This is a genomic window from Plantactinospora sp. CA-294935, from assembly GCF_050936445.1.
In the GTDB taxonomy this organism is placed as follows: Bacteria; Actinomycetota; Actinomycetes; order Mycobacteriales; family Micromonosporaceae; genus Plantactinospora.
In genome coordinates, this window is sequence record NZ_JBNJMU010000001.1 from 4,202,948 (window position 1) to 4,224,225 (window position 21,278).

Consider the following 21,278-nt stretch of genomic DNA (forward strand, 5'->3'; position numbering starts at 1 on the left):
CCGAACCGGGCCGGGAAGTCGCGTCGTGCCGGGCCGAAGCCCGGTCAGTGCGGGTCGGCGAGGGTCCGGGGTTCGTCGGTGAGGAAGGTGAGCACGGTCTTGACGAACCGGGCCGGGTCGTCGAGCCAGGGGAAGTGGCTGGCACCGTCCTGCACCACGGTCTCGGCGTTCGGGAAGAGCGCGGCGAGCGCCCGGGCCGCCTCCGGGGTGGGTGCCGGGTCCAGTTCGCCGGCGACGACCAGCACCGGGGCGTCGAGTCCGGCCAGTGCGGCGCGGACCGCGGCGGTGTCCGGGGCGAAGCCGTCGTAGAAGCCGGTGGACGGCGCGTCCGGCCGTTCCTCCGGCTCGGCCTCGGCATGTGCCCGGGCCCGCTCGTCCCACCGGCCGTACGCGAACGGCGCGGCGCCGCTGCGCAACGGGTTCACCTCGTCCGGCCCGGCGCCCCGGCCCGCCGCCTCCTGCCAGGCGTCCATCGCCGCCTTCGCCTCCGGGTACCACCACTGGGTGGCGCGGGCGGCCACCGCCTCGGCGAAGCCGACCGTCTCCACCCCGACCGAGCGCAGGCCCGGGGTGACGAGTACCAGCCGGGACAGCCGGTGCGGGTGCCGGGCCGCGTAGAGTTCCGCGAGGTTGCCGGCGGCCGAGTGGGCGAGCAGGTCCATCCGGTCCAGTCCGAGGTGGACCCGGAACGCCTCGACGTCGTCGACCAGCCGTTCGCACCGGTAGCTCGCCGGGTCCTCGGGGACGGCCGACTCGCCGCTGCCCCGGAGGTCGAGCCTGAGCAGGGTGCGGTCCCGGGTCAGTCCACCGAGGTCGCCGAGGTAGCTCGACGCCCGGGCCGGCCCGCCGGGCAGGCAGACGATCGGCGGCCCGGATCCCAGCACGTGGTAGGCGAGTGCGGTGCTGTCGTACGAGGGGAATCGCGGCACCCGGCCAGCATGGCAACCGGCCGACCCCCGATCAAGAGCAATCGTTGTACTTCGATGTATTATTTGCCCTGATAGGACCGTTTGGCGCGACCTTATTTTGGTCGTTGATCACCATTCGGCGCACCGTGCTTGCCGTTGGGCGCACCAGTCCGGTTCCGTCGAGGTGACCGCCGTCACTCTGCCCTAACCTCCGGCGTCACACGTAGGTCAACGACGACACGTCACACGAAGTTCAATCACGGCCGAGCGCAACCAGGCGGGTCACCAGGCCGAGCGCAGCGAGGAGACGGCATGAGCGAGCGCAGCGAGCGAATCATCGGACTCAGCGCGGATGTGCCTCATGGCGGTACGGAGCGGAGCGGAGTGCCGGCATGAGCGAATCTGAGATGTCGGCGGCGCCAGCCGGCGAGGTGGTGTCGAGAGCGCGGGCGAAGGACCACAGCCCGTGGAACTGGCTGCTCTTCCTGCCGATCGTGGTGCCGTTGATCACGCCGCTGTTCAACGCCGACTCACCCCGGCTGTTCGGCTTTCCGGTCTTCTACTGGCTCCAGTTGGCCTTCATCCTGCTCGGGGTCGGCACCACGACCGTGGTGTACCAGATGACGAAGAAGCGGGGGTGACCGACGGTGTGGCAGGACCATCTCACTGAGATCATCATCTTCACGCTGCTGTTCCTGCTGGTCAGCGGGATGGGCTTCGTCGCGGCCCGATGGCGGGCGCCGAGCGACATGGCGCACCTCGACGAGTGGGGCCTCGGCGGGCGCAGCTTCGGCGGCTGGATCACCTGGTTCCTGGTCGGCGGCGACCTCTACACGGCGTACACCTTCGTGGCCGTACCGGCGCTGCTGTTCGGGGCCGGGGCGGCCGGGTTCTTCGCGGTGCCGTACACGATCATCATCTATCCGCTGGTCTTCCTGGTGCTGGTCCGGCTCTGGTCGGTCTCGCACCGGCACGGCTTCGTCACCCCGGCCGACTTCGTCCGGAAGCGGTTCGACTCGCCGACCCTGGCGCTGATCATCGCGATCACCGGCATCGTCGCCACCATGCCCTACATCGCGCTCCAGTTGATCGGCATCGAGGCGGTGCTCAAGACGATGGGGGTCAGCGGGGAGAGCGCGATCGCCCGGCACCTGCCGATCATCATCGCCTTCGCCATCCTGGCCGCCTACACCTACCAGTCCGGGCTGCGGGCACCGGCGCTTATCGCGTTCGTCAAGGACTCGCTGATCTACATCGTGATCCTGGTGGCGATCATCTACCTGCCGTACAAGCTCGGTGGCTGGGGGAGCATCTTCGACGCGGCGGACGCGAAGTTCGACGCGAGCCCGTCACCGAACGACGGCATCACGCTCAACGCCAACAACCAGTTGCAGTACATCACCCTGGCCCTCGGCTCGGCGCTGGCGCTCTTCCTCTACCCGCACAGCCTCACCGGCGTACTGGCCAGCCGGAGCCGGGACGTGATCAAGCGGAACATGTCGGCGCTGCCGGCGTACAGCCTGCTGCTGGGCCTGATCGCCCTGCTCGGGTACGCCGCCATCGCCGCCGGGGTGACCCCGTTGCCGGGCGCGACCGAGGGCACCGTGGACAACAACACGGTGGTGCCGCTGCTCTTCGAGCAGCAGTTCCCGAGCTGGTTCGCCGGGATCGCGTTCGCCGCGATCGGGATCGGCGCGCTGGTGCCGGCCGCCATCATGTCGATCGCGGCAGCCAATCTGTTCACCCGGAACATCTACAAGGAGTACCTGCGCAAAAACGCCACCGCGGCCCAGGAGGCGAACGTCTCCAAGATCACGTCGCTGGTGGTGAAGATCGGTGCGGTCGCCTGCATCGTCTTCCTCGACCCGCAGTTCTCGATTGACCTTCAGCTCATCGGCGGGGTCATCATCCTGCAGACGCTGCCGGCCGTCGCCCTCGGCCTCTACACCCGGTGGTTCCACCGGGGCGCGCTGGTCGCCGGCTGGGTTGCCGGCATGGGCCTGGGAATGTGGATGCTCTACCAGATCCCCAACCCGGCGACCAAGCGGGCGCACTTCGGCGGGTCCGCGTTCCCGCTGGACAAGCTCGGCTTCGACGGCTCGACCAAGACCATCTACGTTGGCCTGGTCGCGGTCGGGGTCAACCTGCTGGTCGCGGCGATCGTCACGCTGATCCTCCGGGCCGCCAAGGTCGCCGACGGGGTCGACGGGACCGAGCAGGACGACTACTTCGCCGACGAGGGCGACCCTCGGCTCGTACCCAGCCCGAGGGAGTCGGCCGAGGTGGCCGGCGAGCCGGTCGAACCCGCCCCGAAGGTCTGACCGGGCCGACACACCCCGGCACCAACCACCCCGTCCCCGGGGATCCCCGTGGCCAGGGCAGGCAACCCGAGATTCGGGTACGCCGACCTGGTCACGGGGATCTCTTGTCCGGCGCCGATCGGCGGGTGTTGATAGCGTGGAGGAGCGACGACGAGCCGACCCGGACCGGAGGTGTGGCAGATGGTCGAGATGCTGCTGGTCGGCGCTTTCGGCCTGCTGGAGGTGGCGTTCTTCGGCTGGATGCTGACCGAGGTCCGACGGCGCTATCCCGCCCGGCGCGGGCGCTGAGCCGCCGTCCCGCCGGAGGCCGGGGTCCAGCGAGCCGCCGTCCCGCCGGAGGCCGGGGTCCAGCGAGCCGCCGTCCCGCCGGAGGCCGGGGTCAGCTCCAGGAGCGGTAGAGCAGCAGCAGGCCGATAGCCGTACCGAAGAGCACGATCACGGTCTTGAGTACCTCGGGCGCCAGCCGGCGAACGAGCCGCGCGCCCGCGTACCCCCCGATGATGGTCGCGGGGGCGACCACCGCGACGGCGGTCCAGTTCACCGGGCCGAACGCGGCGAAGGCGACGATCGTGGTCAGCCCGACCACCGCGGAGAGCAGGTTCTTGATCGCGCTGATCCGGGTCAGCGTCTCGTCCAGCACCAGCGCCAGCCCGGCCACCAGCATGACCCCGAGCGCGGCGCCGAAATATCCGCCGTAGACCGCGCCGACCACGACCATGGTGTGCAGCCCGAGGCTCTGCCGGGAGGCGTTCCGCACCGCCGTCCGGCCGGAGGCGGCGAAGCCGGAACCGGTCGGGGCGGGTTGGCCGCCGCTCTGTCCGATGAGACGGCGAAGCTGGTCCTGGAACGCCAGCACGGCGGTCGCGCCCAGCACCAGGAACGGTACGGCCAGTTCGAACGCCCGGGCCGGGGTGGAGAGCAGCAGCGCGCAACCGGCGGCGGTGCCCAGCACGGTGCCCGGGACCAGCCGGCGTAGCCACCGCCGGTCCGGCAGGTCGGCCCGGCTGCCCCACACGCTGGCCAGGTAGCCGGGGCAGACCGACATCGAGTTGCTCACGTTGGCCGAGATCGGCGGTAGCCCGATCGCGATCATGGCCGGAAAGGTGATGAGCGAGCCACCGCCGGCCACCGCGTTGACTGTGCCCGCGGCGAGCCCGGCAGCGAGCAGCAGCAGCGCCTCGGGAAAATCCATAGCCTGTCGAGGCTAATCGGCGACGTTCCCGACCTCTCGGTGGCCTGCCGGTCCGTCCCGCCGCCAGCTACTTCCGGGAAAGGCCGCCAGGCCACCACGGCCGGGGGGAGCAGGGCCGGGATGCCCTGCTCCGTCCCCCGTCACGGCAGGATCACCTATGGACGCAGACCGCCCGCGGCGAGCAGTACCTCTCCGGTCACCCATCCGGCGGCGGGCGAGGCCAGGAAGGTCACCACCGGGGCGACGTCCCCGACCTGCCCCAGCCGACCGAGCGGGGTCGCCGCGACCAGTTCGTCGAGGTACGAGCTGCCGATCAGGCCGTGCGAGTGGCCTCCCTCGGTCTCCGTGCCGCCCGGGCCGACGGCGTTGACCCGGATGTGGCGGGGGCCGAGCTCCTTCGCCAGTACCCGGGTGATCGCCTCCACCGCACTCTTGGTGGCCGTGTAGATCATTTGGTGGGGCTGGGACAACTGGACGGCGGTCGAGCTGATGTTGACCACGCTTCCACCGTCCGGGCCGAATCGTTTCACCGCTTCCCGGGTCGCCAGGATCACGCCCAGCACGTTGGTGTCGAACTGGTGGTGGAAGTCGTGCTCGGTCACCGCTTCGAGCGGGCCGAACTCGTACACGCCCGCGTTGTTCACCAGGATGTCGAGCCTGCCGAACTGGTTGACGGCCCGATCGAACATTGCCGCCAGGTCGTCCGGCTTCCGTACGTCCGCGGCCACCGCGACCGCCGTACCGCCCAGGGCGGCGATCTCTGTCACGACCCGGTCAGCCCGCTCGGCGTCACCGGGGTAGTAGTTGACCACCACCGTCGCTCCGGCGGCCGCGAGGTCCTTCGCTATGCCGGCCCCGATGCCTTGCGCCGCTCCCGTGACGACAGCTACCTGCCCGGAGAGTGTGCCCATGACATGTCCTTCCCGATAGAAGCGGACTCCGGTCCGCTTTTCATCTTTCGAAACGGACTGTGGTCCGGTTCTGTTCCCGCTCTGGCTAGGCTGCGACTGTGACGTCACCCGCAACCGACCCTGACCCCGGACTCCCGCTCGCCGGCCGGCCCGCGACGGAGCGTGTCGACGCGGCCCGCAACCGCGTACGCCTGCTGGACGCCGCCGCCAGGCTGGTGCGGGAGCGAGGGGCCGAGCACGTCACCATGGAGGCGGTGGCGAACGCGGCCGGCGTGGGCAAGGGCACCGTCTATCGCCGGTTCGGTGACCGCGCCGGCCTCATGTTCGCCCTGCTTGACCACGCCGAACGCACCTTCCAAGAGGACTTCCTGTCCGGCCCGCCGCCACTGGGTCCGGGGGCGCCGCCCCGGGAACGTCTGGCGGCCTTCGGGGTCGCCGCGATCCGGCACCAGATTCGCTATCTCGACCTCTATCTCCAGGCCGAACCGAAACCGGCCCGCCAGTACAGCCCGCATCCGCCGTACGAGGTGCGGACCCTTCACCTGGCGAGCCTGCTACGGGCGGCGGGCGTACCGGGCGACCTCGACCTGATCGCCGAGCTGCTCAGCAGCTATCTCGGTACGCCGTTCCTCAACCGGCTGCACAGCCACCGGCGCGTCCCGGCGGAGCGGATCGAGGCGGGCTGGCTGGATCTGGTCGATCGCCTGGTGGGCTGAGCGGCGGCGGCCCGGTGGATCGCTCCTCGGGATCATCGCTACCATTGGTACGCGACGGACGAGTCGACCGGGCGGTCGCGTCGGCGAGCGCGAGCCCGCCGCCGAGGAACGTCCGGACTCCACAGGGCAGGGTGGTTGCTAACGGCAACCCGGGGTGACCCGCGGGAAAGTGCCACAGAAAACAGACCGCCAACCGGGGTGGTTTACACGGAAACGCGTGGATCGACCGGTTCGGTAAGGGTGAAACGGTGGGGTAAGAGCCCACCAGCATCCCGGGTGACCGGGGTGGCTCGGTAAACCCCACCTGGAGCAAGGCCAAGAGAGGGCCATCGCCGAAAGGCAACGGCCCGCGCAGGCGTTCGAGGGCTGCCCGCCCGATGCCTGCGGGTAGGCCGCTGGAGCCTGCCGGCAACGGTAGGCCGAGATGGATGACCGCCGCCGGCGCCACCGGGAACGGTGCGTGCCGGGCACAAAATCCGGCGTACAGGTCGACTCGTCCGTCGTTCACCAGGTCAGAGCCCCGATCAAGGCTCTGGCCTGGTCCGATGTTTGGGCGTCTCTTGGCGTTGATGGTCAACATTGGGCGACGTATGACGCCCTGGAGAGCCCTGACGCCCTGATCTTGGAGGCGGACTGTCAAGCTTGGGACCTCGTTGGGGCGGTGATCCCTGCCAAGGTCGACAAGCTGCGCTCCTAGTCACGGTGCCCTGGTTACCTGCTGTTCCCCGTGGTTACCGCCGGTTCGGGAACAGGGGGCACGCGCCAAGGCAGCCGTCGAGCCCAGTCAGGCCGGACCAGCGCAAGCGGCTACGGGTCTGCGAGGATCGGCAGATGCCCGTTCCCGGCTACCTCAATCGCTTCCACCCGCCGGTTGATGCATCCGTGCTCGTCGACGCGACGCCGTGGCTTGCTGACCCCTTGTTCTGGCCGGCGTTTCTGCTCTCCGTGGGCGGCTCATACACGGCTGCGTTGGCGTTCGACCTCGATCCGGCGGATGTCGAGGTCTACGCGGAGGAGATGCACCAGCACCACAGCTGGCCCGTCATCTCCCTGGACCTCAGCCAAGGCCACCGCATGCACATCCTCTTCCGCAACTACGAGGGCGATTCGGGCTGGGACTATCTGCTTCAGCAAGCGGGATCCGACGAGGTGATCACCGCCGCAGCGCTGGAGGGCGGCTTCCACGGGCCGGCGCTCTCGTGGCCGGAGCTGGTCAGGACGGCCAGTCAACCGGACCCGAAGCACAGCCAGGCGGAACGCCTCCTCCTGCTCCTTCCTGCTGTCGGTGACGCGGCTACTCCGCGCGGAGCCAACCAGGTGGTAGCGGCGGCCGTCACCGCTGTGGGTGGCCAATGCCGACAGAAGGACGTTGCCGGGGAGCTGCTGGCTGCGAGCAATCGATTCTGGGGCTACTGCGATTGGACAGAGCAGAAGGGGCTGTCCGTCTGCCTCGGGCACCACAGCCCTCGTCACCTGGAAGCGCCGGCTGACCGCCTGGCCGTGCTGGCCGAGGCCTTCGGCGGCGCCCTGCTCGACGAGCAAGCGGCGAAGTCCGGTGGCGACGGTTGGGGCTGAGTAGCCCGCGAAGGTACTGCACACTGGTCCCGTCGAAGTCGAGCAGGATGACGCGGGCGTGGTCGACGACGGCAAGGTCGGTGGGGCTCACGAGGCGTACTCGCGGGCGATGGCTCCCTACAGGCTGTCGAACCACATGTTCACGACCATGCTGTCGAACCACATGTTCACGGCGGAGTGGGCGTTGATCGCGTCGGCCGAGGCGAACGGTTTCGAGTTTGACGACTGATTCCTCACGTCATTCGTGGGTATCCAGCAGCGCGATCGACGACATGTTCCGCCCCGGCGTACAGGTCGACTCGTCCGTCGTACCCTGGGTCAGGGCTGTGACCATGGCTCTGACCTGGCCGTAACGCCCCCCGCCTCGATCGGGTCGGGCGTTGCGCCATTCTCCGGGAGACCCTCGGACACTTGTGGCGCTCGCCCCGGCCAAGGCGGCTGAACGCGGCGTGCCAGCTTACGGCCCCATGTCTGGCTCGGCGCTTCGATGTAGCGGTACGTCAGTACGCACAGCGGGATCAGGACGGCGTAGAACGCCACTTCGAGCACGAGATGGTTCTGTTGCCACCGGCCGATCGTGCCGTCGGTCACCGCCAGCAGCACCGGATGCACCAGGTAGACCGAATAGCTGATCGTTCCCAATCCGATCAACCAGCCTGGTATCAGTCGGCGGCGCAATGCCAGACCGACGCCGAAGGTAAGCACGGCCAGCAGAAAAGCCGTGATCCAGCCGCGCCGCGTGAAATGCCCCCCATTGCCGAACGCGTACGCACTTCCCACGGCGCAGGTGAGCACCACGGCGGCCGTCCAGGCCGCGACCCGCCAGGTGCTCTGACCGCTCTCGGCCCGGTAGACGGCGGTGCCGAGGAACATGACGGCGAGGATCACCAGGCCCTCCCACATCGGTACCGTGCCGTTGAAAGGGACCAGGACGAGCGCCAGCACCCCGCCCAACAGGCCACCGAACAGCCGAAACGCGGGTGGCCCGGCGCTTGCACAAAAAACGGCGATCACCATGGCGATCAGGGCAACCGCGATCGGCGGGCCGGTGCCGAACTTGGCGGAGAGGGCCGAGGCCGGCAGCGTGACGCCGGCCGCCACGCTCACGGCGGCCAGTACGGCCAAGGTGACGGCGACCGCCGTCGACCGCTGGTTCAGGCGGACGGTGAAGAGGGCCACGACCAGCAGGTAGAAGGCCATCTCGTACGACAGTGTCCACAGCACGAGGAGGAGATTGGGCGTACCCAGCAGCTCTTGGAGCATCGTGAGGTGGGCGAGGGCCACCGTGGCCGTGCTCTGCTGGCCGAAGTCGCGGATGTTCGCGACGCCCAGCAGACCGGTCACGAGGAGCGCAGCGACGACAGCCACCCACAGCGGGTAGATGCGGAACACCCGTCCGATCCAGAACGTCCTGATGCAACCCTTGCGTTCCAGCGACGCGGGGATGATGTAGCCGCTGACGAGGAAGAACACCATGATGCCGTACCGGCTGGTGTTGAACTGGGCCATCAGCTCCGGTCGCAGTTCCGCCATGAAGGCGTACGACGAGTGGTCGAACACGACGACGAGTGCGGCGATGCCGCGCAACGCGTCCAACCAGCCCAATCGCGATGTGTGGGTGCGCGTGCCGGACGCGGCTGGTGCTCTCCCCGGCGGCGGGCGGACAGGGTGGGTGGTGTCCATACTCATCCTCAAAATCGATCCTCGCCGGTGTTCGACGACACCCATCCTCCACCGACCTGCCTCGATTCCCCGTCCGACGGGGCATGGGACCGAGGCTGATGGGATACCTGCCCCGCACGACCCCGGGTCGGATCCGACGATCAGCCAGGCCGACGGTGCCCGGGTGAACCGTGCTGCGCAAAGCGGGGCTGATTGAATGACGACCTGACGGGTCACCTGCGAGGAGGGCCATGACGCTGACCAGCCGACTCGCCCGGCGTACCGACGTACCGGAGTTGCTGCCGCTGATCGACGCCGCGATCGTCGAGTTGCAGAAGGGCTTCCTCGACGAGGCGCAGATCGGGTCCAGTCGCTCGATCATGGGCATCGACACCCAGTTGATCGACGACGGCACCTACTTCGTGGTCGAGTCGGCCGGCAGGCTCGCCGGCTGCGGCGGGTGGAGTCGCCGGGCCACCCTCTACGGCGGTGACCACTCGCAGGGCCGGGACCCCGCGGTGCTCGACCCGGCCCGGAACCCGGCCAAGGTCCGCGCGATGTACACCCACCCCGACTTCATCCGTCGGGGCGTCGGCCGGCTGATCCTCGCCCGCTGCGAGGCGGCTGCCGCTGCCGAGGGCTTCCGGACGCTCGAACTGATGTCGACGCTCGCCGGCCGGCCACTCTACGAGGCGGCGGGGTTCGTACCGGTCGAGCAGGTCGAGGACCCGGCCGGCGGCGTACCCGTGCGACTGGTCCGGATGCGCAAGCCGATCGCGGTCCCGGCACGCTGACGTCCGGGCGGCCGGAGACCGCCGCCGCCCGGAACGCGGCGACGGCCTCCGGGTCGCTCAGCCGCCGGAGACGGCGCGTTCGAGCAGGGTACGGTGCCGGACCATCCATCCGGCGGCCCGCGCCCGCCAGGCGAGCGCCCACAGCGGCGCCGGGTCGGTCGACTCCGGCGTGATCCGGGCCCGGGTCGCCTCGGCGGCACAGTCCCGAATCGCGAGCTCGATCATCCGGCCGACCAGGCCGGCCCGGTCTGCCGCCGGCAGCTCGTAGCCGTCCAGGAACAGCCGTAGCTGGCGGGCCCGGCCTGCGGGGTCCGCCAGGTGGTGGCGTTCGGCGATGTCGTCGTCGTGCAACTGGGCGTTCCACCACCCGGTGGTGACCACCTCGTCGAGCCGGTCGACCGGCCCGGCCAGGGTCCAGTCGATGAACGCCACCGGCCGACCGGCCCGGGCGACAATGTGCCACGGACCGGCGTCGCAGTGCCCGATCACCGAGTCGGGCCCCTCCCGGTGCATCCACCACGGCTGCCAGCACGCGTCCGGCGGTGGCCGGAAGCTCGCGGTGGCGGTGTGCAGCTCGCGCAGTAACCTGCCGACCTGCCAGATCCCCTCGTCCGTCCAGGCCCGGGGGTGCATGATGTCGCCCTCGACGTACGTCAGCATCTCGTTGCCGTTGCCGTCGATGCCCGTACCGACCACCCAGGGGGAGCCGGGAAACCCGACCTCTTCCAGGTGGTGCAGCAGGCTGTGCACGGTACCGGTCCAGGGCTTGGCGGCGCGCCGCACGATCTGGCCGGTACGGATGACCTGACTCGGTCCGCCCTCGGCCGCCGTCAACGGCTCGAAGGATGTCGCGGAATCCACGGATACTCCTCGGTTCAGCGCAATGAGCGGTGAGAGACAGCGCCGGATCACCGGCGCCAACGGCTGGCGGCGCGGAGGGTTTGCGCGGCCAGCGGACCGCTACGACGCGAGGAGTCGGCGGCTCAGCCGGCGGTGGAGGCCGGCGGGAGCCGCTGGGGGCGAGTGCCCGGAGGTCAGCTCGCGGCGCGACCGCGCGTCGTCGCGGTGATGGCTATCGCGCCAATGACGGTGAACACCATGTCGTCGACCTCCTCGAAGAGTCGGGCGCCGCGAGACTACGACTCCGCCCCGCCATCCGCCACCGAATTTCCCGGCCGATCGATCCCGCCGACTCCGGTCGCTCCGGGAACGAGGCGGTCCCCGGTGTCGGTGGTACCCCCTAGACTCCGTGCAGTGGAGCAGATCGTTCCGTTCGTGATGCTGGCCGGCGCGCTCACCGTGGTCTTGTGCGGGCTCGGCTGGCTGGTCGCCCGGGCGCGTCGCCGCGGCGTCGGCCGGGCGGTGATGGGTCCGCTCGACGAGATCTACAACCCGGCCGCGCACAGGTCGCACATCGAGATCCAGGCGTTGGTCGAACGCCGCGCACCGGTCTCGACACCGGGCGACGGGTTGCGCCCGGGCGGAGCCGATCGGCCGGGCCTGGCAGGCAGCCGGTGACCGGAGCGGCCGGGGTGGCCGGGACGACCCCGCCGACCTACGTGCTGATCCACGGCGCCGCGGCCGACTCGTGGTGCTGGCACCTGCTGGTCGCCGAGTTGCGTGCCCGGGGCCACGACGTGGTGGCGGTCGACCTACCCTGCGACGACGACTCCGCCGGCCTGTCCGAGTACGCAGACGCGGTGCTGGCCGCCGTCCGCGACCGGACCGGGTCGGTGGACCGGCGCGGGCTGGCGGTGGTCGCGCACTCGTTCGGCGCCTTCACCGCTCCGGTGGTCTGCGAGCGGATACCGGTGGAACTGCTGGTGCTGTTGGGGCCGCAGATACCACTGCCCGGCGAGGCGCCGGGAGACTGGTGGGCCAACACCGGCTACGCGCAGGCCCGGCAGGAGCAGGACCGCCGTGACGGCCGGGCCGAGGACGACATGGTGGGGCTGTTCGCCAACGACCTACCGCCGGCCCTGGTGACCGAGGTCTTCCGCCGTGCCCGACACCAGGCCGACAAGCCGTTCGGTGACCCGGTGCCGGTGGCGACCTGGCCCGACGTACCCACCCGGGTGCTGCTGCACCGCGACGACCGCTTCCTCCCGGCCGACTTCGTCCGGCGCGTCGCCCGGGAGCGGCTCGGCAGCGAGCCGGACGAGATGTCCGGTGACCACCTCGGGATGCTCGGTCACCCGATCGAGTTGGCCGACCGCCTCGACGCCTACTGGGCGGGACGGCCCGGAACGGTCGCCGGGCGGAACTGACCCGGACGGCGACGACCCGGCCGGACCGGTCCCACCTGTGGCGCCCGGGTCAGCGTCCGACGGCGGCAGGCGTATTCCGGTGGTCGCGGGTCCGGAGTGGACCCGTGGGCGGCGGGCCCGGCTCTGCCAGAGCCGGAACGGGGACGGCTGCCAGAGCCGGAACGGGGACGGCTGCCAGGGCCGGAACGGGGGGCCGGTCGGGTCACGGCCGGGCGCCCCAGGAGAAGGCGGACGAGTCCGGGGCGAACCAGCTCGCGGCGGTAGCCGGGGTGAGCGCGTGCGCGATCGTGGTCCTGGCGTGCTCGTCGAGCGGCGGCAACCGGTCGGGGGCGAACCAGCCGACCGCGACCGACTCGTCGTCGTTGACCCGGGCGACGCCGTCGAGCAGCCGGCAACGGAAGCCGATGTTGAGGAACTGGCACCGGTCGCCGTTGGGATAGGTGTGCGGGTGCGCCAGTACGCTCGTCACCCGCTCCGGCAGCACCCGTACGCCGGTCTCCTCGAAGACCTCCCGGACCAGCGCCTCGGCGGGTTGCTCGTCGGGCTCGACGAAGCCGCTGACGACCGACCAGCGCCCGTCGTCGGAGCGCTGACCGAGGAGCAGCTCTCCGGCGTCGTTGCCGACCACGGCGCTCACGCTGGGCAGCCAGAGCAGGTCGTGCCCGACGAGTTTGCGGATCCGTGCGACGTACTCCGGGACGGCCATGCCGAGGACGATAACCAGCGGCCAACCGGGTGGACCGACCGCCCCGGGCGCCGCGACGCGGTCCACCAGAGCCCCGGTCTCCGCCGCTCCGGCTTCCGACGGGCCGGTGTCAGCCGCCCGGTCCGGCGGCCGGGCTGGGCGCGTCGGCAGAGTGGGGGGCGCCGGCCGGGTCGGTGCCGGGTGTCGGCGCGGGGTGGCCGGCAGGGCGGGTCGGCGCCGCAGTCGGCGTCATCCCGGGCAGCAGGCTGTCCGGGCAGGGCACCTCGGTCCGGGAGAAGTCCGCCCGCTCCTGGTCGACGACCTGACGGAAACAGATCCGCACCTCGGCCTGCTTCCGTCCGGCCATCGCGGGCCGGGACATCGCCACATGCACCCGGAACACCATCCGTACGCCGGGGGAGCGGCGCCGGTCGGTGCCGTCGACGCGCAGTACGTCGACCCGCCCGCTCCGCGCGGCGGTCTGCCCGAGTTCGGCGGCGCTGTCGCCGACGCCGTGCACGAGTGCGTCACCGATCAGAGCGGCCTGACGTACCGCTTCCAGTCGGGCCCGTTCCTCGATCGAGGGCTCGGTCGCGATACCCATAATGGTGTGCGCGGCGCTGCCGACGAGCAGCAGCAGAATGGTCAACGCGACGATTGACAGGACCCGGCCGAGCCGTCCTGTCCCACCCGAGGGTCGCATGCCGCCCACACCGCGAATTGTGCTCCATTCCGCGCCGCGAAGTGGCAGGTCAGGGCGATGAGGTAGGAGTTGGGTCCCACCGGCGGGGGAAATTTTTCCCGCGCTCGGGTAGCCCGTCCGCGCCGCCTTCCCGGGCCGCTGACAGCGGTGAATCCCTTGCCGCAGAATGCCTTTCCCTCGTACGACGGCACTTTGCCGTTTACCGGGCGACGGGAATCCGATGCGGTCTACTGTGGAAGTCGCTCTGTCATTTTGCGCGAAACGGTAGCGCTTGGGCGGTTTGCCGTGCACAGTTACCCCATGAGCGACAGCGGGAGTGATGTGCGGTACTTCTGGTGCATCCGTCATCACCGGGTCGAGACCGGTGCCGACGTCTGCCCGGCGAGGTACGTGCTCGGTCCGTACGCCTCGGGAGCCGACGCGGAGCAGGCGCTGCAGCGGGTGCAGCAGCGCAACGAAGCGTGGGACGCCGAGGACGCCCGCTGGGCCGGGGAGGAGCGCTAGACCGGCGCGGCGACAGCCCGCGTCGAAAACTCCGTGGTGCTCCGCGAGGAGACCCCCGAGAGCATGTCCCGCAAGGAGGAACACAGATGGCCGAAGCAACCAGGGCCACCCGCTCGGTAGCGAGAAGCGCTGCCGGCAAGAAGACCGCGGCGCGCAGCCGGACCGTGGGTGCCAGCAAGGGCACCCCGGCCCGCAAGGCCGCCAGTTCGTCGGTGGCCAAGAAGGCACCCGCGAAGAAGGCCCCGGCCAAGCGCGCGACGGCGGCGAAGAAGGCGCCAGCGAAGAAGGCACCGGCAAAGCGGGCACCGGCGAAGAAGGCCACCGCGAAGACCACCACGCGGGCGGCGGCAGGCCGCGCCGGCACGGCGAAGCGCACGACCGCGGCGGGCAGGACGACCGCCACCGCGGCGAAGCGGACCACGGCCGGCAAGAAGACCACCGCCGCGGCGCGGAAGACGACCGCGGCGGCGAAGCGGACCACCGCGGCGGCGAAGAAGGCCCCGGCCAAGCGGGTGACCGCGAAGAAGGCGCCGGCCAAGCGGACGACCGCGACCAAGGCCCCGGCGAAGCGGGCGACGGCCAAGAAGGCTCCGGCGAAGCGGGCGACCGCGGCGACGAAGCGGACCGGCACGGTGGCGAAGAAGGTCACCGCCCGGAAGGCACCCGGCAAGCAGGCCGCGGCGCGGAAGGCTCCGGCCAAGGCACCGGCGCGGAAGGCCACCAGGGCGACCGCGCGGAAGATGATGGGTTGAGTTCCCACCGGAACGCCCCACGGGGCGTTCCGGTGCGGTGACCACCCCCCGGGGGTACGCCACGCCGCCCGGCCCGACGTCAACGGGCCGGGCGGTCTGCGAGGATTCCGGCATGGCATATGACGCGAGCGTGCTGCCGGACGTCACCGGACTCACCGTCGGCATCATCGGCGGCACGGGCGACCAGGGACGGGGACTGGCCTACCGGCTGGCCCGGGCGGGTCAGCCGGTACTCATCGGCTCCCGCTCGGTGGCCCGGGCCGAGCAGGCGGCGGCGGAACTCCGTACCCTGCCCGGGATGCCGGCCGACGCGACGATCTCCGGCGGCGACAACGTCGGGGTGGCCAGCCGGTCCGACGTGGTCGTCATCGCGGTGCCGTGGGACGGGCACCGGGACACCGTCGCCGGACTGCGCGAGCCGCTGGCCGGCAAGGTGGTCGTCGACTGCGTCAACCCGCTCGGCTTCGACAAGCAGGGGCCGTACCCGCTGCGGGTCGAGGAGGGCAGCGCCGTGCAGCAGGCGGCGGCACTGTTGCCGGACTCCCGGGTCTGCGCGGCCTTCAACCATGTCAGCGCGCCCCTGCTGGCTGACCCGGAGGTCGACCGGATCGAGCTGGACGTGCTGATCTGCACCGAGGAGCGCGAACTGGTCGGGCTGGTCGGCGCGCTCGCCGCGCGGATCCCCGGAATGCGCGGTGTCTACGCCGGGCGGCTGCGCAACGCGCACCAGATCGAGGCGTTCACCGCCAACCTGATCGCGATCAACAAGCGCTACAAGGCGCACGCCGGAATCCGGGTCACCGACATCTGAGAGCGGCGGCGGCCGGTCCCGACCGCCGGGAGGACCGCTGGGAGGGCCATCGGAAGCACCGCTGGGAGGGCCATCGGAAGCACCGCTGGGAGGGCCATCGGAAGCACCGCTGGGAGGGCCATCGGAAGCACCGCCGGGAGGGCCACCGGGGTGGCGCCCTCCCGGGCGGTCGGGGATCAGAAGGTGTGTTCGGGGGTGGGGAACTCGCCGTCCCGGACCTCGGCGGCAAACTGCCGGGTCGCCTCGGTGAGGGTGCCGTGCAGGTCGGCGTAGCGCTTCACGAACCGGGGCATCCGGCCGGACCGCAGCCCGGCCATGTCCTGCCAGACCAGCACCTGGGCGTCGGTGTCCGGGCCGGCCCCGATCCCGATGGTGGGTATCGCCAGCTCGTGCGTGATCCGCTTGGCCACCTCGCCCGGCACCATCTCCAGGACGACCGAGAAGGCTCCGGCCTCGGCGATCGCGAGCGCGTCGGCCACCACCTCGTCGGCGGCGTCGCCCCGGCCCTGCACCCGGTAGCCGCCGATGGCGTGCTCCCGCTGCGGCGTGAACCCGATGTGCGCCATCACCGGGATGCCGGCCCCGGTGATCGCCCGGATCTGCTCCGCCACCTGCCGGCCGCCCTCCAGCTTCACCGCGTGGCAGCCGCCCTCCTTCATGAACCGTACGGCGGTGCGCAGCGCCTGGGCCGGCCCCTCCTCGTACGAGCCGAACGGCAGGTCGCCGACGACCAGCGGGTAGCTGGTGGCGCGTACCACCGCACGGACCAGGGGGAGCAGGTCGTCGACGGTGACCGGCACGGTCGTCTCGTAGCCGAAGACGTTGTTCGCCGCCGAGTCGCCGACCAGCAGCACCGGTATTCCGGCCTGGTCGAAGATCGCGGCAGTGTACTGGTCGTACGAGGTGAGCATCGGCCACCGCTCGCCGCGCTCCTTGGCGGCGACCAGGTCGCGGGCGCGTACCCGCCGGGTCGCCGGACCGCCGTACAGCGTCGCCACCTCGGCCGGGGCGGACGCCATCTGGTGCTCGGACATCACTGTCTCCTCTCGCCTCGAGGCCGCGTTCGCGGTCCCCGGGTCACCGAACCTTTCCACCTCCCCTTGCGGTCCGTCGGACCGTAAGGTCGGACGCGGTGTGTGAGCGCCGCGCGGTTCAGGTGGAGAAGGTTCGCTCCCGATCGTCCCACCGGGCGGTGCGGCTACGGCAGGGAAGAGTGCAGGTTTTCACACCGCGCGGAGACCTCCGGACCGGTCAGGGACGCTCGCGCCACCGGTTGGTGATCGGCAGTCGGCGGTCCCGACCGAACGCCTTGATCGAGATCTTCGGACCGGGTGCGGACTGCCGGCGCTTGTATTCGGCGATGTCGACCATCCGCAGCACCCTGTCCACCACCTCCGGGTCGTGCCCGGCCCCGACCAGGTCGTCCCGGCCCTGGTCGCCGTCGACGTAACCGACCAGGATCGCGTCGAGTACCGAATAGTCCGGCAGGGTGTCGCTGTCGAGCTGGCCGGGGCTCAGCTCGGCGCTCGGCGGCTTGCGGATCGAGTTCTCCGGGATCGGCGGTGTCTCGCCGCGCCGGACCGCCTCCGCGTTGCGCCAGTTGGCCAGCTTCCAGACCAGGCTCTTCCAGACGTCCTTGAGCGGGTTGAACCCGCCGACCGAGTCGCCGTAGAGGGTGGAGTAGCCGACCGCGAGTTCACTCTTGTTACCGGTGGTGAGCACGAGGTGGCCCTCCTGGTTCGACAGCGCCATCAGTAGCACCCCGCGTACCCGGGCCTGGAGGTTTTCCACCGACATTCCGGAGAGCGACAGGTTGGCCAGGAAGCCGTCGACCATCGGCTGGATCGGCTCGACCCGGTAGTCCAGGCCGATCCGCTTGGCCAGCTCGGCGGCGTCGTCCCGGGAGTGCTCCGACGAGTGCTGGCTCGGCATCGAGACCCCGACCACCCGCTCCGGGCCGAGCGCGTCCACCGCGATCGCGGCGACCAGCGAGGAGTCGATGCCGCCGGAGAGGCCGAGCACCACCGAGCGGAAGCCGTTCTTGTCGACGTAGTCGCGCAGCCCCAGCTCCAGGGCCTGCCACACCTCGCCCTCGTCGACCACCGGCTCGGTGACGCCGCCGGTGACCCGGGGACCGGCCGGGGCGGGCAGGCCGTCGCTGACCCGGACCCGGGTGATGGCCATCTCCTCCGGGGCGCCGGCCGGCACCGGCTGCGCCGGCTCGGTGCCGGTGGAGGCGTCGGCGCGGCCGGCGGGCAGGTCGAGGTCGTGCAGCAGCAGGTGCTCGACGAACTGCGGGGCGCGGGCCAGCAGGGTGCCGTCGGCGGCGACGATCATCGAGTCGCCGTCGAAGACCAGCTCGTCCTGGCCGCCGACCATGTTGACGTACGCGATCGTCGCCTCGGCCTCGGCGGCCCGCCGGCGGACCAGCGGCAGGCGTACGTCGTCCTTGTTCAGCTCGTACGGCGAGCCGTTGATGTTGACGACCAGCCCGACCCCGGCGCGGCGGGCGACGGTGAACGGGCCGCCGGCCTGCCACAGGTCCTCGCAGATGGTCAGCGCGACGTCGACCCCGCCGATCCGGACCACCGTCAGGGTGTCGCCCGGGACGAAGTAGCGGTCCTCGTCGAAGACGCCGTAGTTGGGCAGGTGGTGCTTGAAGTAGCGGGCCACTACCCGCCCGTCGTGCAGGACCGCGAGCGCGTTGCGCGGACCCCGGGTCGGGGTGGCCTCGGCGTTGGCGCTGGCCGGGCCGTCGGCGTCGAGGTAGCCGACCAGCACCGGCAGCCCGCCGAGCCCGTCGGTGGCGAGGTCGGCGGCGAGCCGGTCGAGGGTGGCCCGGGAGGCGGCGACGAAGGAGTCCCGGAAGACCAGGTCCTCGACGGGGTATCCGGTCAGCATCATCTCCGGGAAGACCGCCAGGTGCGCGCCGGCTCCGGCGGCCTGCCGGGACCGTTCCCGGATCAGGGCCGCGTTCCCGGCTATGTCGCCGACGGTGGGGTTGACCTGGGCCAGGGCGATGCGCAAGGTCGGCATGACTCCATCTTGCCGCAGCCGGTCCGGTCCGGCTCGGTGCACCGGGTGGCGCCGGCCGTGGTGGCGCTCACCCCGTGCCGCGTGGAGGCCGACCCGCTGCCGACCGGTCGCGGATCCGGGCGATGCCGGTACCACCGGTGCTCCGCCGGCGGTCGGTCCGCGGTACCGGTGAGCGCCGGAGCCGGTCCCGGGGCTATCTTTGGGACGAACGCCCAGCAAGTACGCAGGCCGGGCCACCCCGCGCATCGGTTCCGGTCTAGTTCACGTAACGTCTGCGTAACGGAACCGGTGAAGACTGGACCGCTAGGCCGTGCGCCGGCTGGGCCGGTCCGAACAGAGTGTGCGAGGGGTTGAGGTGGACCGTCAGCAGGAGTTCGTGCTCCGCACCCTGGAAGAGCGTGACATCCGGTTCGTCCGGTTGTGGTTCACCGACGTGCTCGGCACGCTGAAGAGCGTCTCGGTGGCCCCCGCCGAACTGGAGGCGGCCTTCGACGAGGGGATCGGCTTCGACGGCTCCGCCATCGAGGGCTTCGCCCGGGTCTTCGAGTCCGACATGGTGGCGATGCCCGACCCCACCACCTTCCAGGTCTTCCCGTTCGAGGGCGGGGTCTCCGGCGAGAGCGCCCGGATGTTCTGCGACATCCTGCTGCCCGACGGCAGCCCGTCCTGGGCCGACCCGCGGCACGTGCTGCGCCGGGCGCTGTCCCGGGCCGCCGAGAAGGGTTTCACCTTCTACACCCACCCCGAGATCGAGTTCTTCCTGCTGGAGAACGGCCCCAACGACGGCTCGCTGCCGGTCCCGGTCGACGACGGCGGCTACTTCGAGCACACCACCCACGCGGTGGCCCGGGACTTCCGCCGGCAGGCGGTGCTGGCGCTGGAGCGGATCGGCATCTCGGTGGAGTTCAGCCACCACGAGGTCGCGCCCGGCCAGCAGGAGATCGACCTGCGCTACGCGGACGCGCTCACCACGGCCGACAACATCATGACCTTCCGGCACATGGTCAAGGAGGTCGCGCTCTCCACCGGGGTACGGGCCAGCTTCATGCCCAAGCCCTTCACCGACCAGCCGGGCAGCGGCATGCACACCCACCTGTCGCTGTTCGAGGGGGAGCGCAACGCGTTCCACGACGCCGGTGACCCGATGAAGCTCTCCAAGGTCGGCCGCGCCTTCATCGCCGGGCTGCTGGTGCACGCCCGGGAATACACGGCGGTGACCAACCAGTGGGTCAACTCCTACAAGCGGCTCTTCCCGCAGGCGCTGCCGGACCGGATCACCGAGTCCCCGGCGTACGTCTGCTGGGGTCACCTGAACCGCTCCGCGCTGGTCCGGGTGCCGGCGTACGGCAAGCCGAACTCGGCCCGGGTCGAGGTCCGCTCGCCGGACTCGGCGACCAACCCCTACCTCGCCTTCGCGGTGCTGCTCGGCGCCGGGCTCAAGGGCATCGAGGAGGGCTACGAGCTGCCGCCGGGTGCCGAGGACGACGTCTGGTCGCTCTCCAACGCCGAGCGCAAGGCGATGGGGTACGAGTCGCTGCCGGAGAACCTGGCCGAGGCGATCGACGTGATGGCCGGCTCCGAACTGGTCGCCGAGGTGCTCGGCGAGCACGTCTTCGACTTCTTCCTGCGCAACAAGCGCGCCGAGTGGGAGCAGTACCGCCGCGAGGTCACCCCGTACGAGCGACAGCGCTACCTGGGCCTGCTCTAGCCGGGAGGTGCTCCCCGGGGCACGGGTCAGCCACGGTTGTCGGGCCGCGTTATCGTCCGTGACGACGCGGCCCCCTCGTTCGGCCGCCCACACCCGATGGGAGACAGTCGGTGGTCGAGGACCTGCTCGTGGGAGCCTGGCAGAGCATCGTGTTCGGCGTGGTCGGCATCGCCCTGATGGCCGCGGGTTTCGGGCTGGTCGACCTCCTCACCCCGGGCCGGCTGCGCGAGCTGATCTGGGTACGCCGCAACGCCAACGCCGCGTTGCTGCTGCTCGCCAACCAACTCGGCATCGCGGCCATCGTCTTCACCGCGATCCTGACCAGCTACACCGACTTCACCAAGGGTCTCGCCTCCACCGTCCTGTTCGGACTGATCGGGCTCGGCGTCATGGCGCTCGGCTTCCTGGTGCTCGACTGGCTGACGCCCGGCAAGCTCGGCGAGGTGATCTGCGCCGACGAGCCGCATCCCGCCGCCCGGGTCAGCGCCGCCACGCACTTCGGGGCCGCGCTCATCGTCTGCGCCTGCATCGCCTGACCCGATCGGTCCGGCCACGACGCCTGGCCCGATCGGTCCGGCCACGACGCCTGGCCCGATCGGTCCGGCCACGACGCCTGGCCCGATCGGTCCGGCCACGACGCCTGGCCCGATCGGTCCGGCCACGACGCCTGGCCCGATCGGTCCGGCCACGACGCCTGGCCCGATCGGTCCGGCCACGACGCCTGGCCCGATCG

At 70.8% G+C, this 21,278-nt stretch carries 22 protein-coding genes and 1 other RNA gene; 14 read left to right on the top strand and 9 right to left on the bottom strand.

Going from position 1 to position 21,278, the window contains the following annotated elements; genetic code table 11:
* Positions 1-44: 44 nt before the first annotated feature.
* Positions 45-929 (bottom strand): alpha/beta fold hydrolase, encoded by an 885-nt coding sequence (locus ACQEVC_RS18795; protein ID WP_318394242.1) that lies wholly within the window; start codon positions 927-929, stop codon positions 45-47.
* 386 nt (positions 930-1,315) lie between these two features.
* Between ACQEVC_RS18795 and ACQEVC_RS18800 the strand changes: the two genes are divergently transcribed.
* Both ACQEVC_RS18800 and mctP read left to right on the top strand, forming a co-directional pair.
* The gene (locus ACQEVC_RS18800; RefSeq protein ID WP_432891534.1) at positions 1,316-1,549 is read left to right on the top strand and encodes a DUF3311 domain-containing protein; all 234 of its coding nucleotides are present in this window, start codon (positions 1,316-1,318) and stop codon (positions 1,547-1,549) included.
* A gap of 6 nt (positions 1,550-1,555) precedes the next feature.
* The gene (gene mctP / locus ACQEVC_RS18805) at positions 1,556-3,229 is read left to right on the top strand and encodes a monocarboxylate uptake permease MctP (RefSeq protein ID WP_432879124.1); all 1,674 of its coding nucleotides are present in this window, start codon (positions 1,556-1,558) and stop codon (positions 3,227-3,229) included.
* Positions 3,230-3,608: 379 nt separating this feature from the next.
* On the opposite strand, the gene ACQEVC_RS18810 is transcribed toward mctP, so the two are convergent.
* Together ACQEVC_RS18810 and ACQEVC_RS18815 are read right to left on the bottom strand one after the other, a co-directional pair.
* Positions 3,609-4,421 carry a sulfite exporter TauE/SafE family protein gene (locus ACQEVC_RS18810; protein ID WP_432879127.1) on the bottom strand — a complete coding sequence of 271 codons (813 nt, stop codon included), beginning with the start codon at positions 4,419-4,421 and terminating at the stop codon, positions 3,609-3,611.
* 155 nt (positions 4,422-4,576) lie between these two features.
* Positions 4,577-5,332: an SDR family NAD(P)-dependent oxidoreductase gene (locus tag ACQEVC_RS18815; protein WP_432879130.1), complete on the bottom strand. Its 756-nt coding sequence runs from the start codon at positions 5,330-5,332 to the stop codon at positions 4,577-4,579.
* A gap of 98 nt (positions 5,333-5,430) precedes the next feature.
* Here ACQEVC_RS18815 and ACQEVC_RS18820 point away from each other — a divergent pair, with 98 nt between their 5' ends.
* The 4 genes from ACQEVC_RS18820 (at position 5,431) to ACQEVC_RS18835 (ending at position 7,852) form a co-directional block, all read left to right on the top strand.
* Positions 5,431-6,048 carry a TetR/AcrR family transcriptional regulator gene (locus ACQEVC_RS18820; RefSeq protein ID WP_432879133.1) on the top strand — a complete coding sequence of 206 codons (618 nt, stop codon included), beginning with the start codon at positions 5,431-5,433 and terminating at the stop codon, positions 6,046-6,048.
* Positions 6,049-6,107: 59 nt separating this feature from the next.
* Positions 6,108-6,548: RNase P RNA component class A (gene rnpB / locus ACQEVC_RS18825), an RNA gene on the top strand.
* A 331-nt stretch (positions 6,549-6,879) separates the two neighbouring features.
* Positions 6,880-7,623 (top strand): hypothetical protein, encoded by a 744-nt coding sequence (locus ACQEVC_RS18830; RefSeq protein WP_432879136.1) that lies wholly within the window; start codon positions 6,880-6,882, stop codon positions 7,621-7,623.
* A 58-nt stretch (positions 7,624-7,681) separates the two neighbouring features.
* Positions 7,682-7,852: a hypothetical protein gene (locus ACQEVC_RS18835; RefSeq protein WP_432879139.1), complete on the top strand. Its 171-nt coding sequence runs from the start codon at positions 7,682-7,684 to the stop codon at positions 7,850-7,852.
* Between the two features lie 89 nt (positions 7,853-7,941).
* On the opposite strand, the gene ACQEVC_RS18840 is transcribed toward ACQEVC_RS18835, so the two are convergent.
* Positions 7,942-9,306: an acyltransferase family protein gene (locus ACQEVC_RS18840; protein WP_432879141.1), complete on the bottom strand. Its 1,365-nt coding sequence runs from the start codon at positions 9,304-9,306 to the stop codon at positions 7,942-7,944.
* A gap of 230 nt (positions 9,307-9,536) precedes the next feature.
* On the opposite strand from ACQEVC_RS18840, the gene ACQEVC_RS18845 reads away from it, so the two are divergent.
* Positions 9,537-10,079 (top strand): GNAT family N-acetyltransferase, encoded by a 543-nt coding sequence (locus ACQEVC_RS18845; protein WP_432879143.1) that lies wholly within the window; start codon positions 9,537-9,539, stop codon positions 10,077-10,079.
* A 57-nt stretch (positions 10,080-10,136) separates the two neighbouring features.
* Here the strand turns inward: ACQEVC_RS18845 and ACQEVC_RS18850 are convergent, their stop codons facing one another.
* The gene (locus tag ACQEVC_RS18850; RefSeq protein WP_432879146.1) at positions 10,137-10,940 is read right to left on the bottom strand and encodes an aminoglycoside phosphotransferase family protein; all 804 of its coding nucleotides are present in this window, start codon (positions 10,938-10,940) and stop codon (positions 10,137-10,139) included.
* 393 nt (positions 10,941-11,333) lie between these two features.
* Here ACQEVC_RS18850 and ACQEVC_RS18855 point away from each other — a divergent pair, with 393 nt between their 5' ends.
* Together ACQEVC_RS18855 and ACQEVC_RS18860 are read left to right on the top strand one after the other, a co-directional pair.
* Positions 11,334-11,597 (top strand): hypothetical protein, encoded by a 264-nt coding sequence (locus tag ACQEVC_RS18855; RefSeq protein WP_432879148.1) that lies wholly within the window; start codon positions 11,334-11,336, stop codon positions 11,595-11,597.
* A complete protein-coding gene (locus tag ACQEVC_RS18860; RefSeq protein ID WP_432879149.1) occupies positions 11,594-12,346 on the top strand; it encodes an alpha/beta fold hydrolase in 753 nt (250 codons plus the stop codon). Before ACQEVC_RS18855 ends, ACQEVC_RS18860 begins: the two co-directional genes overlap by 4 nt.
* Positions 12,347-12,548: 202 nt before the next feature.
* Here the strand turns inward: ACQEVC_RS18860 and ACQEVC_RS18865 are convergent, their stop codons facing one another.
* Both ACQEVC_RS18865 and ACQEVC_RS18870 read right to left on the bottom strand, forming a co-directional pair.
* Positions 12,549-13,052 carry an NUDIX hydrolase gene (locus tag ACQEVC_RS18865; protein ID WP_432879151.1) on the bottom strand — a complete coding sequence of 168 codons (504 nt, stop codon included), beginning with the start codon at positions 13,050-13,052 and terminating at the stop codon, positions 12,549-12,551.
* 109 nt (positions 13,053-13,161) lie between these two features.
* Positions 13,162-13,680: a hypothetical protein gene (locus tag ACQEVC_RS18870; RefSeq protein ID WP_432879154.1), complete on the bottom strand. Its 519-nt coding sequence runs from the start codon at positions 13,678-13,680 to the stop codon at positions 13,162-13,164.
* 354 nt (positions 13,681-14,034) lie between these two features.
* On the opposite strand from ACQEVC_RS18870, the gene ACQEVC_RS18875 reads away from it, so the two are divergent.
* The 3 genes from ACQEVC_RS18875 to npdG all read left to right on the top strand — a co-directional run bounded on the left by ACQEVC_RS18875 (position 14,035) and on the right by npdG (position 15,801).
* Positions 14,035-14,238 (top strand): hypothetical protein, encoded by a 204-nt coding sequence (locus ACQEVC_RS18875; RefSeq protein ID WP_432879156.1) that lies wholly within the window; start codon positions 14,035-14,037, stop codon positions 14,236-14,238.
* An 86-nt stretch (positions 14,239-14,324) separates the two neighbouring features.
* Complete coding sequence (locus tag ACQEVC_RS18880) at positions 14,325-14,990, top strand: hypothetical protein (RefSeq protein ID WP_432879158.1); 666 nt, start codon at positions 14,325-14,327, stop codon at positions 14,988-14,990.
* A 112-nt stretch (positions 14,991-15,102) separates the two neighbouring features.
* Positions 15,103-15,801: an NADPH-dependent F420 reductase gene (gene npdG / locus ACQEVC_RS18885; protein WP_432879161.1), complete on the top strand. Its 699-nt coding sequence runs from the start codon at positions 15,103-15,105 to the stop codon at positions 15,799-15,801.
* A gap of 176 nt (positions 15,802-15,977) precedes the next feature.
* On the opposite strand, the gene panB is transcribed toward npdG, so the two are convergent.
* Positions 15,978-16,835 (bottom strand): 3-methyl-2-oxobutanoate hydroxymethyltransferase, encoded by an 858-nt coding sequence (gene panB, locus ACQEVC_RS18890; RefSeq protein ID WP_432879163.1) that lies wholly within the window; start codon positions 16,833-16,835, stop codon positions 15,978-15,980.
* A gap of 217 nt (positions 16,836-17,052) precedes the next feature.
* Positions 17,053-19,083 (bottom strand): NAD+ synthase, encoded by a 2,031-nt coding sequence (locus ACQEVC_RS18895; protein ID WP_432879166.1) that lies wholly within the window; start codon positions 19,081-19,083, stop codon positions 17,053-17,055.
* A 109-nt stretch (positions 19,084-19,192) separates the two neighbouring features.
* Between ACQEVC_RS18895 and glnA the strand changes: the two genes are divergently transcribed.
* Positions 19,193-20,545, top strand: coding sequence for a type I glutamate--ammonia ligase (glnA, locus tag ACQEVC_RS18900; RefSeq protein ID WP_432879169.1), 1,353 nt, complete (start codon positions 19,193-19,195; stop codon positions 20,543-20,545).
* A 110-nt stretch (positions 20,546-20,655) separates the two neighbouring features.
* Positions 20,656-21,081 (top strand): DUF350 domain-containing protein, encoded by a 426-nt coding sequence (locus tag ACQEVC_RS18905; RefSeq protein ID WP_432879172.1) that lies wholly within the window; start codon positions 20,656-20,658, stop codon positions 21,079-21,081.
* The last annotated feature ends 197 nt before the right edge of the window (positions 21,082-21,278 follow it).

Excerpts from the sequence above, each read along its gene's own strand:
- ACQEVC_RS18815 (WP_432879130.1), bottom strand. The coding sequence starts at position 5,332 with ATGGGCACACTCTCCGGGCAGGTAGCTGTCGTCACGGGAGCGGCGCAA.
- ACQEVC_RS18895 (WP_432879166.1), bottom strand. The coding sequence starts at position 19,083 with ATGCGCGGGGTGGCCCGGCCTGCGTACTTGCTGGGCGTTCGTCCCAAA.
- ACQEVC_RS18880 (WP_432879158.1), top strand. The coding sequence starts at position 14,325 with ATGGCCGAAGCAACCAGGGCCACCCGCTCGGTAGCGAGAAGCGCTGCC.
- ACQEVC_RS18840 (WP_432879141.1), bottom strand. The coding sequence starts at position 9,306 with ATGGACACCACCCACCCTGTCCGCCCGCCGCCGGGGAGAGCACCAGCC.
- npdG (WP_432879161.1), top strand. The coding sequence starts at position 15,103 with ATGGCATATGACGCGAGCGTGCTGCCGGACGTCACCGGACTCACCGTC.
- panB (WP_432879163.1), bottom strand. The coding sequence starts at position 16,835 with ATGTCCGAGCACCAGATGGCGTCCGCCCCGGCCGAGGTGGCGACGCTG.
- ACQEVC_RS18800 (WP_432891534.1), top strand. The coding sequence starts at position 1,316 with ATGTCGGCGGCGCCAGCCGGCGAGGTGGTGTCGAGAGCGCGGGCGAAG.
- ACQEVC_RS18875 (WP_432879156.1), top strand. The coding sequence starts at position 14,035 with ATGAGCGACAGCGGGAGTGATGTGCGGTACTTCTGGTGCATCCGTCAT.
- ACQEVC_RS18810 (WP_432879127.1), bottom strand. The coding sequence starts at position 4,421 with ATGGATTTTCCCGAGGCGCTGCTGCTGCTCGCTGCCGGGCTCGCCGCG.
- ACQEVC_RS18845 (WP_432879143.1), top strand. The coding sequence starts at position 9,537 with ATGACGCTGACCAGCCGACTCGCCCGGCGTACCGACGTACCGGAGTTG.
- ACQEVC_RS18865 (WP_432879151.1), bottom strand. The coding sequence starts at position 13,052 with ATGGCCGTCCCGGAGTACGTCGCACGGATCCGCAAACTCGTCGGGCAC.
- ACQEVC_RS18830 (WP_432879136.1), top strand. The coding sequence starts at position 6,880 with ATGCCCGTTCCCGGCTACCTCAATCGCTTCCACCCGCCGGTTGATGCA.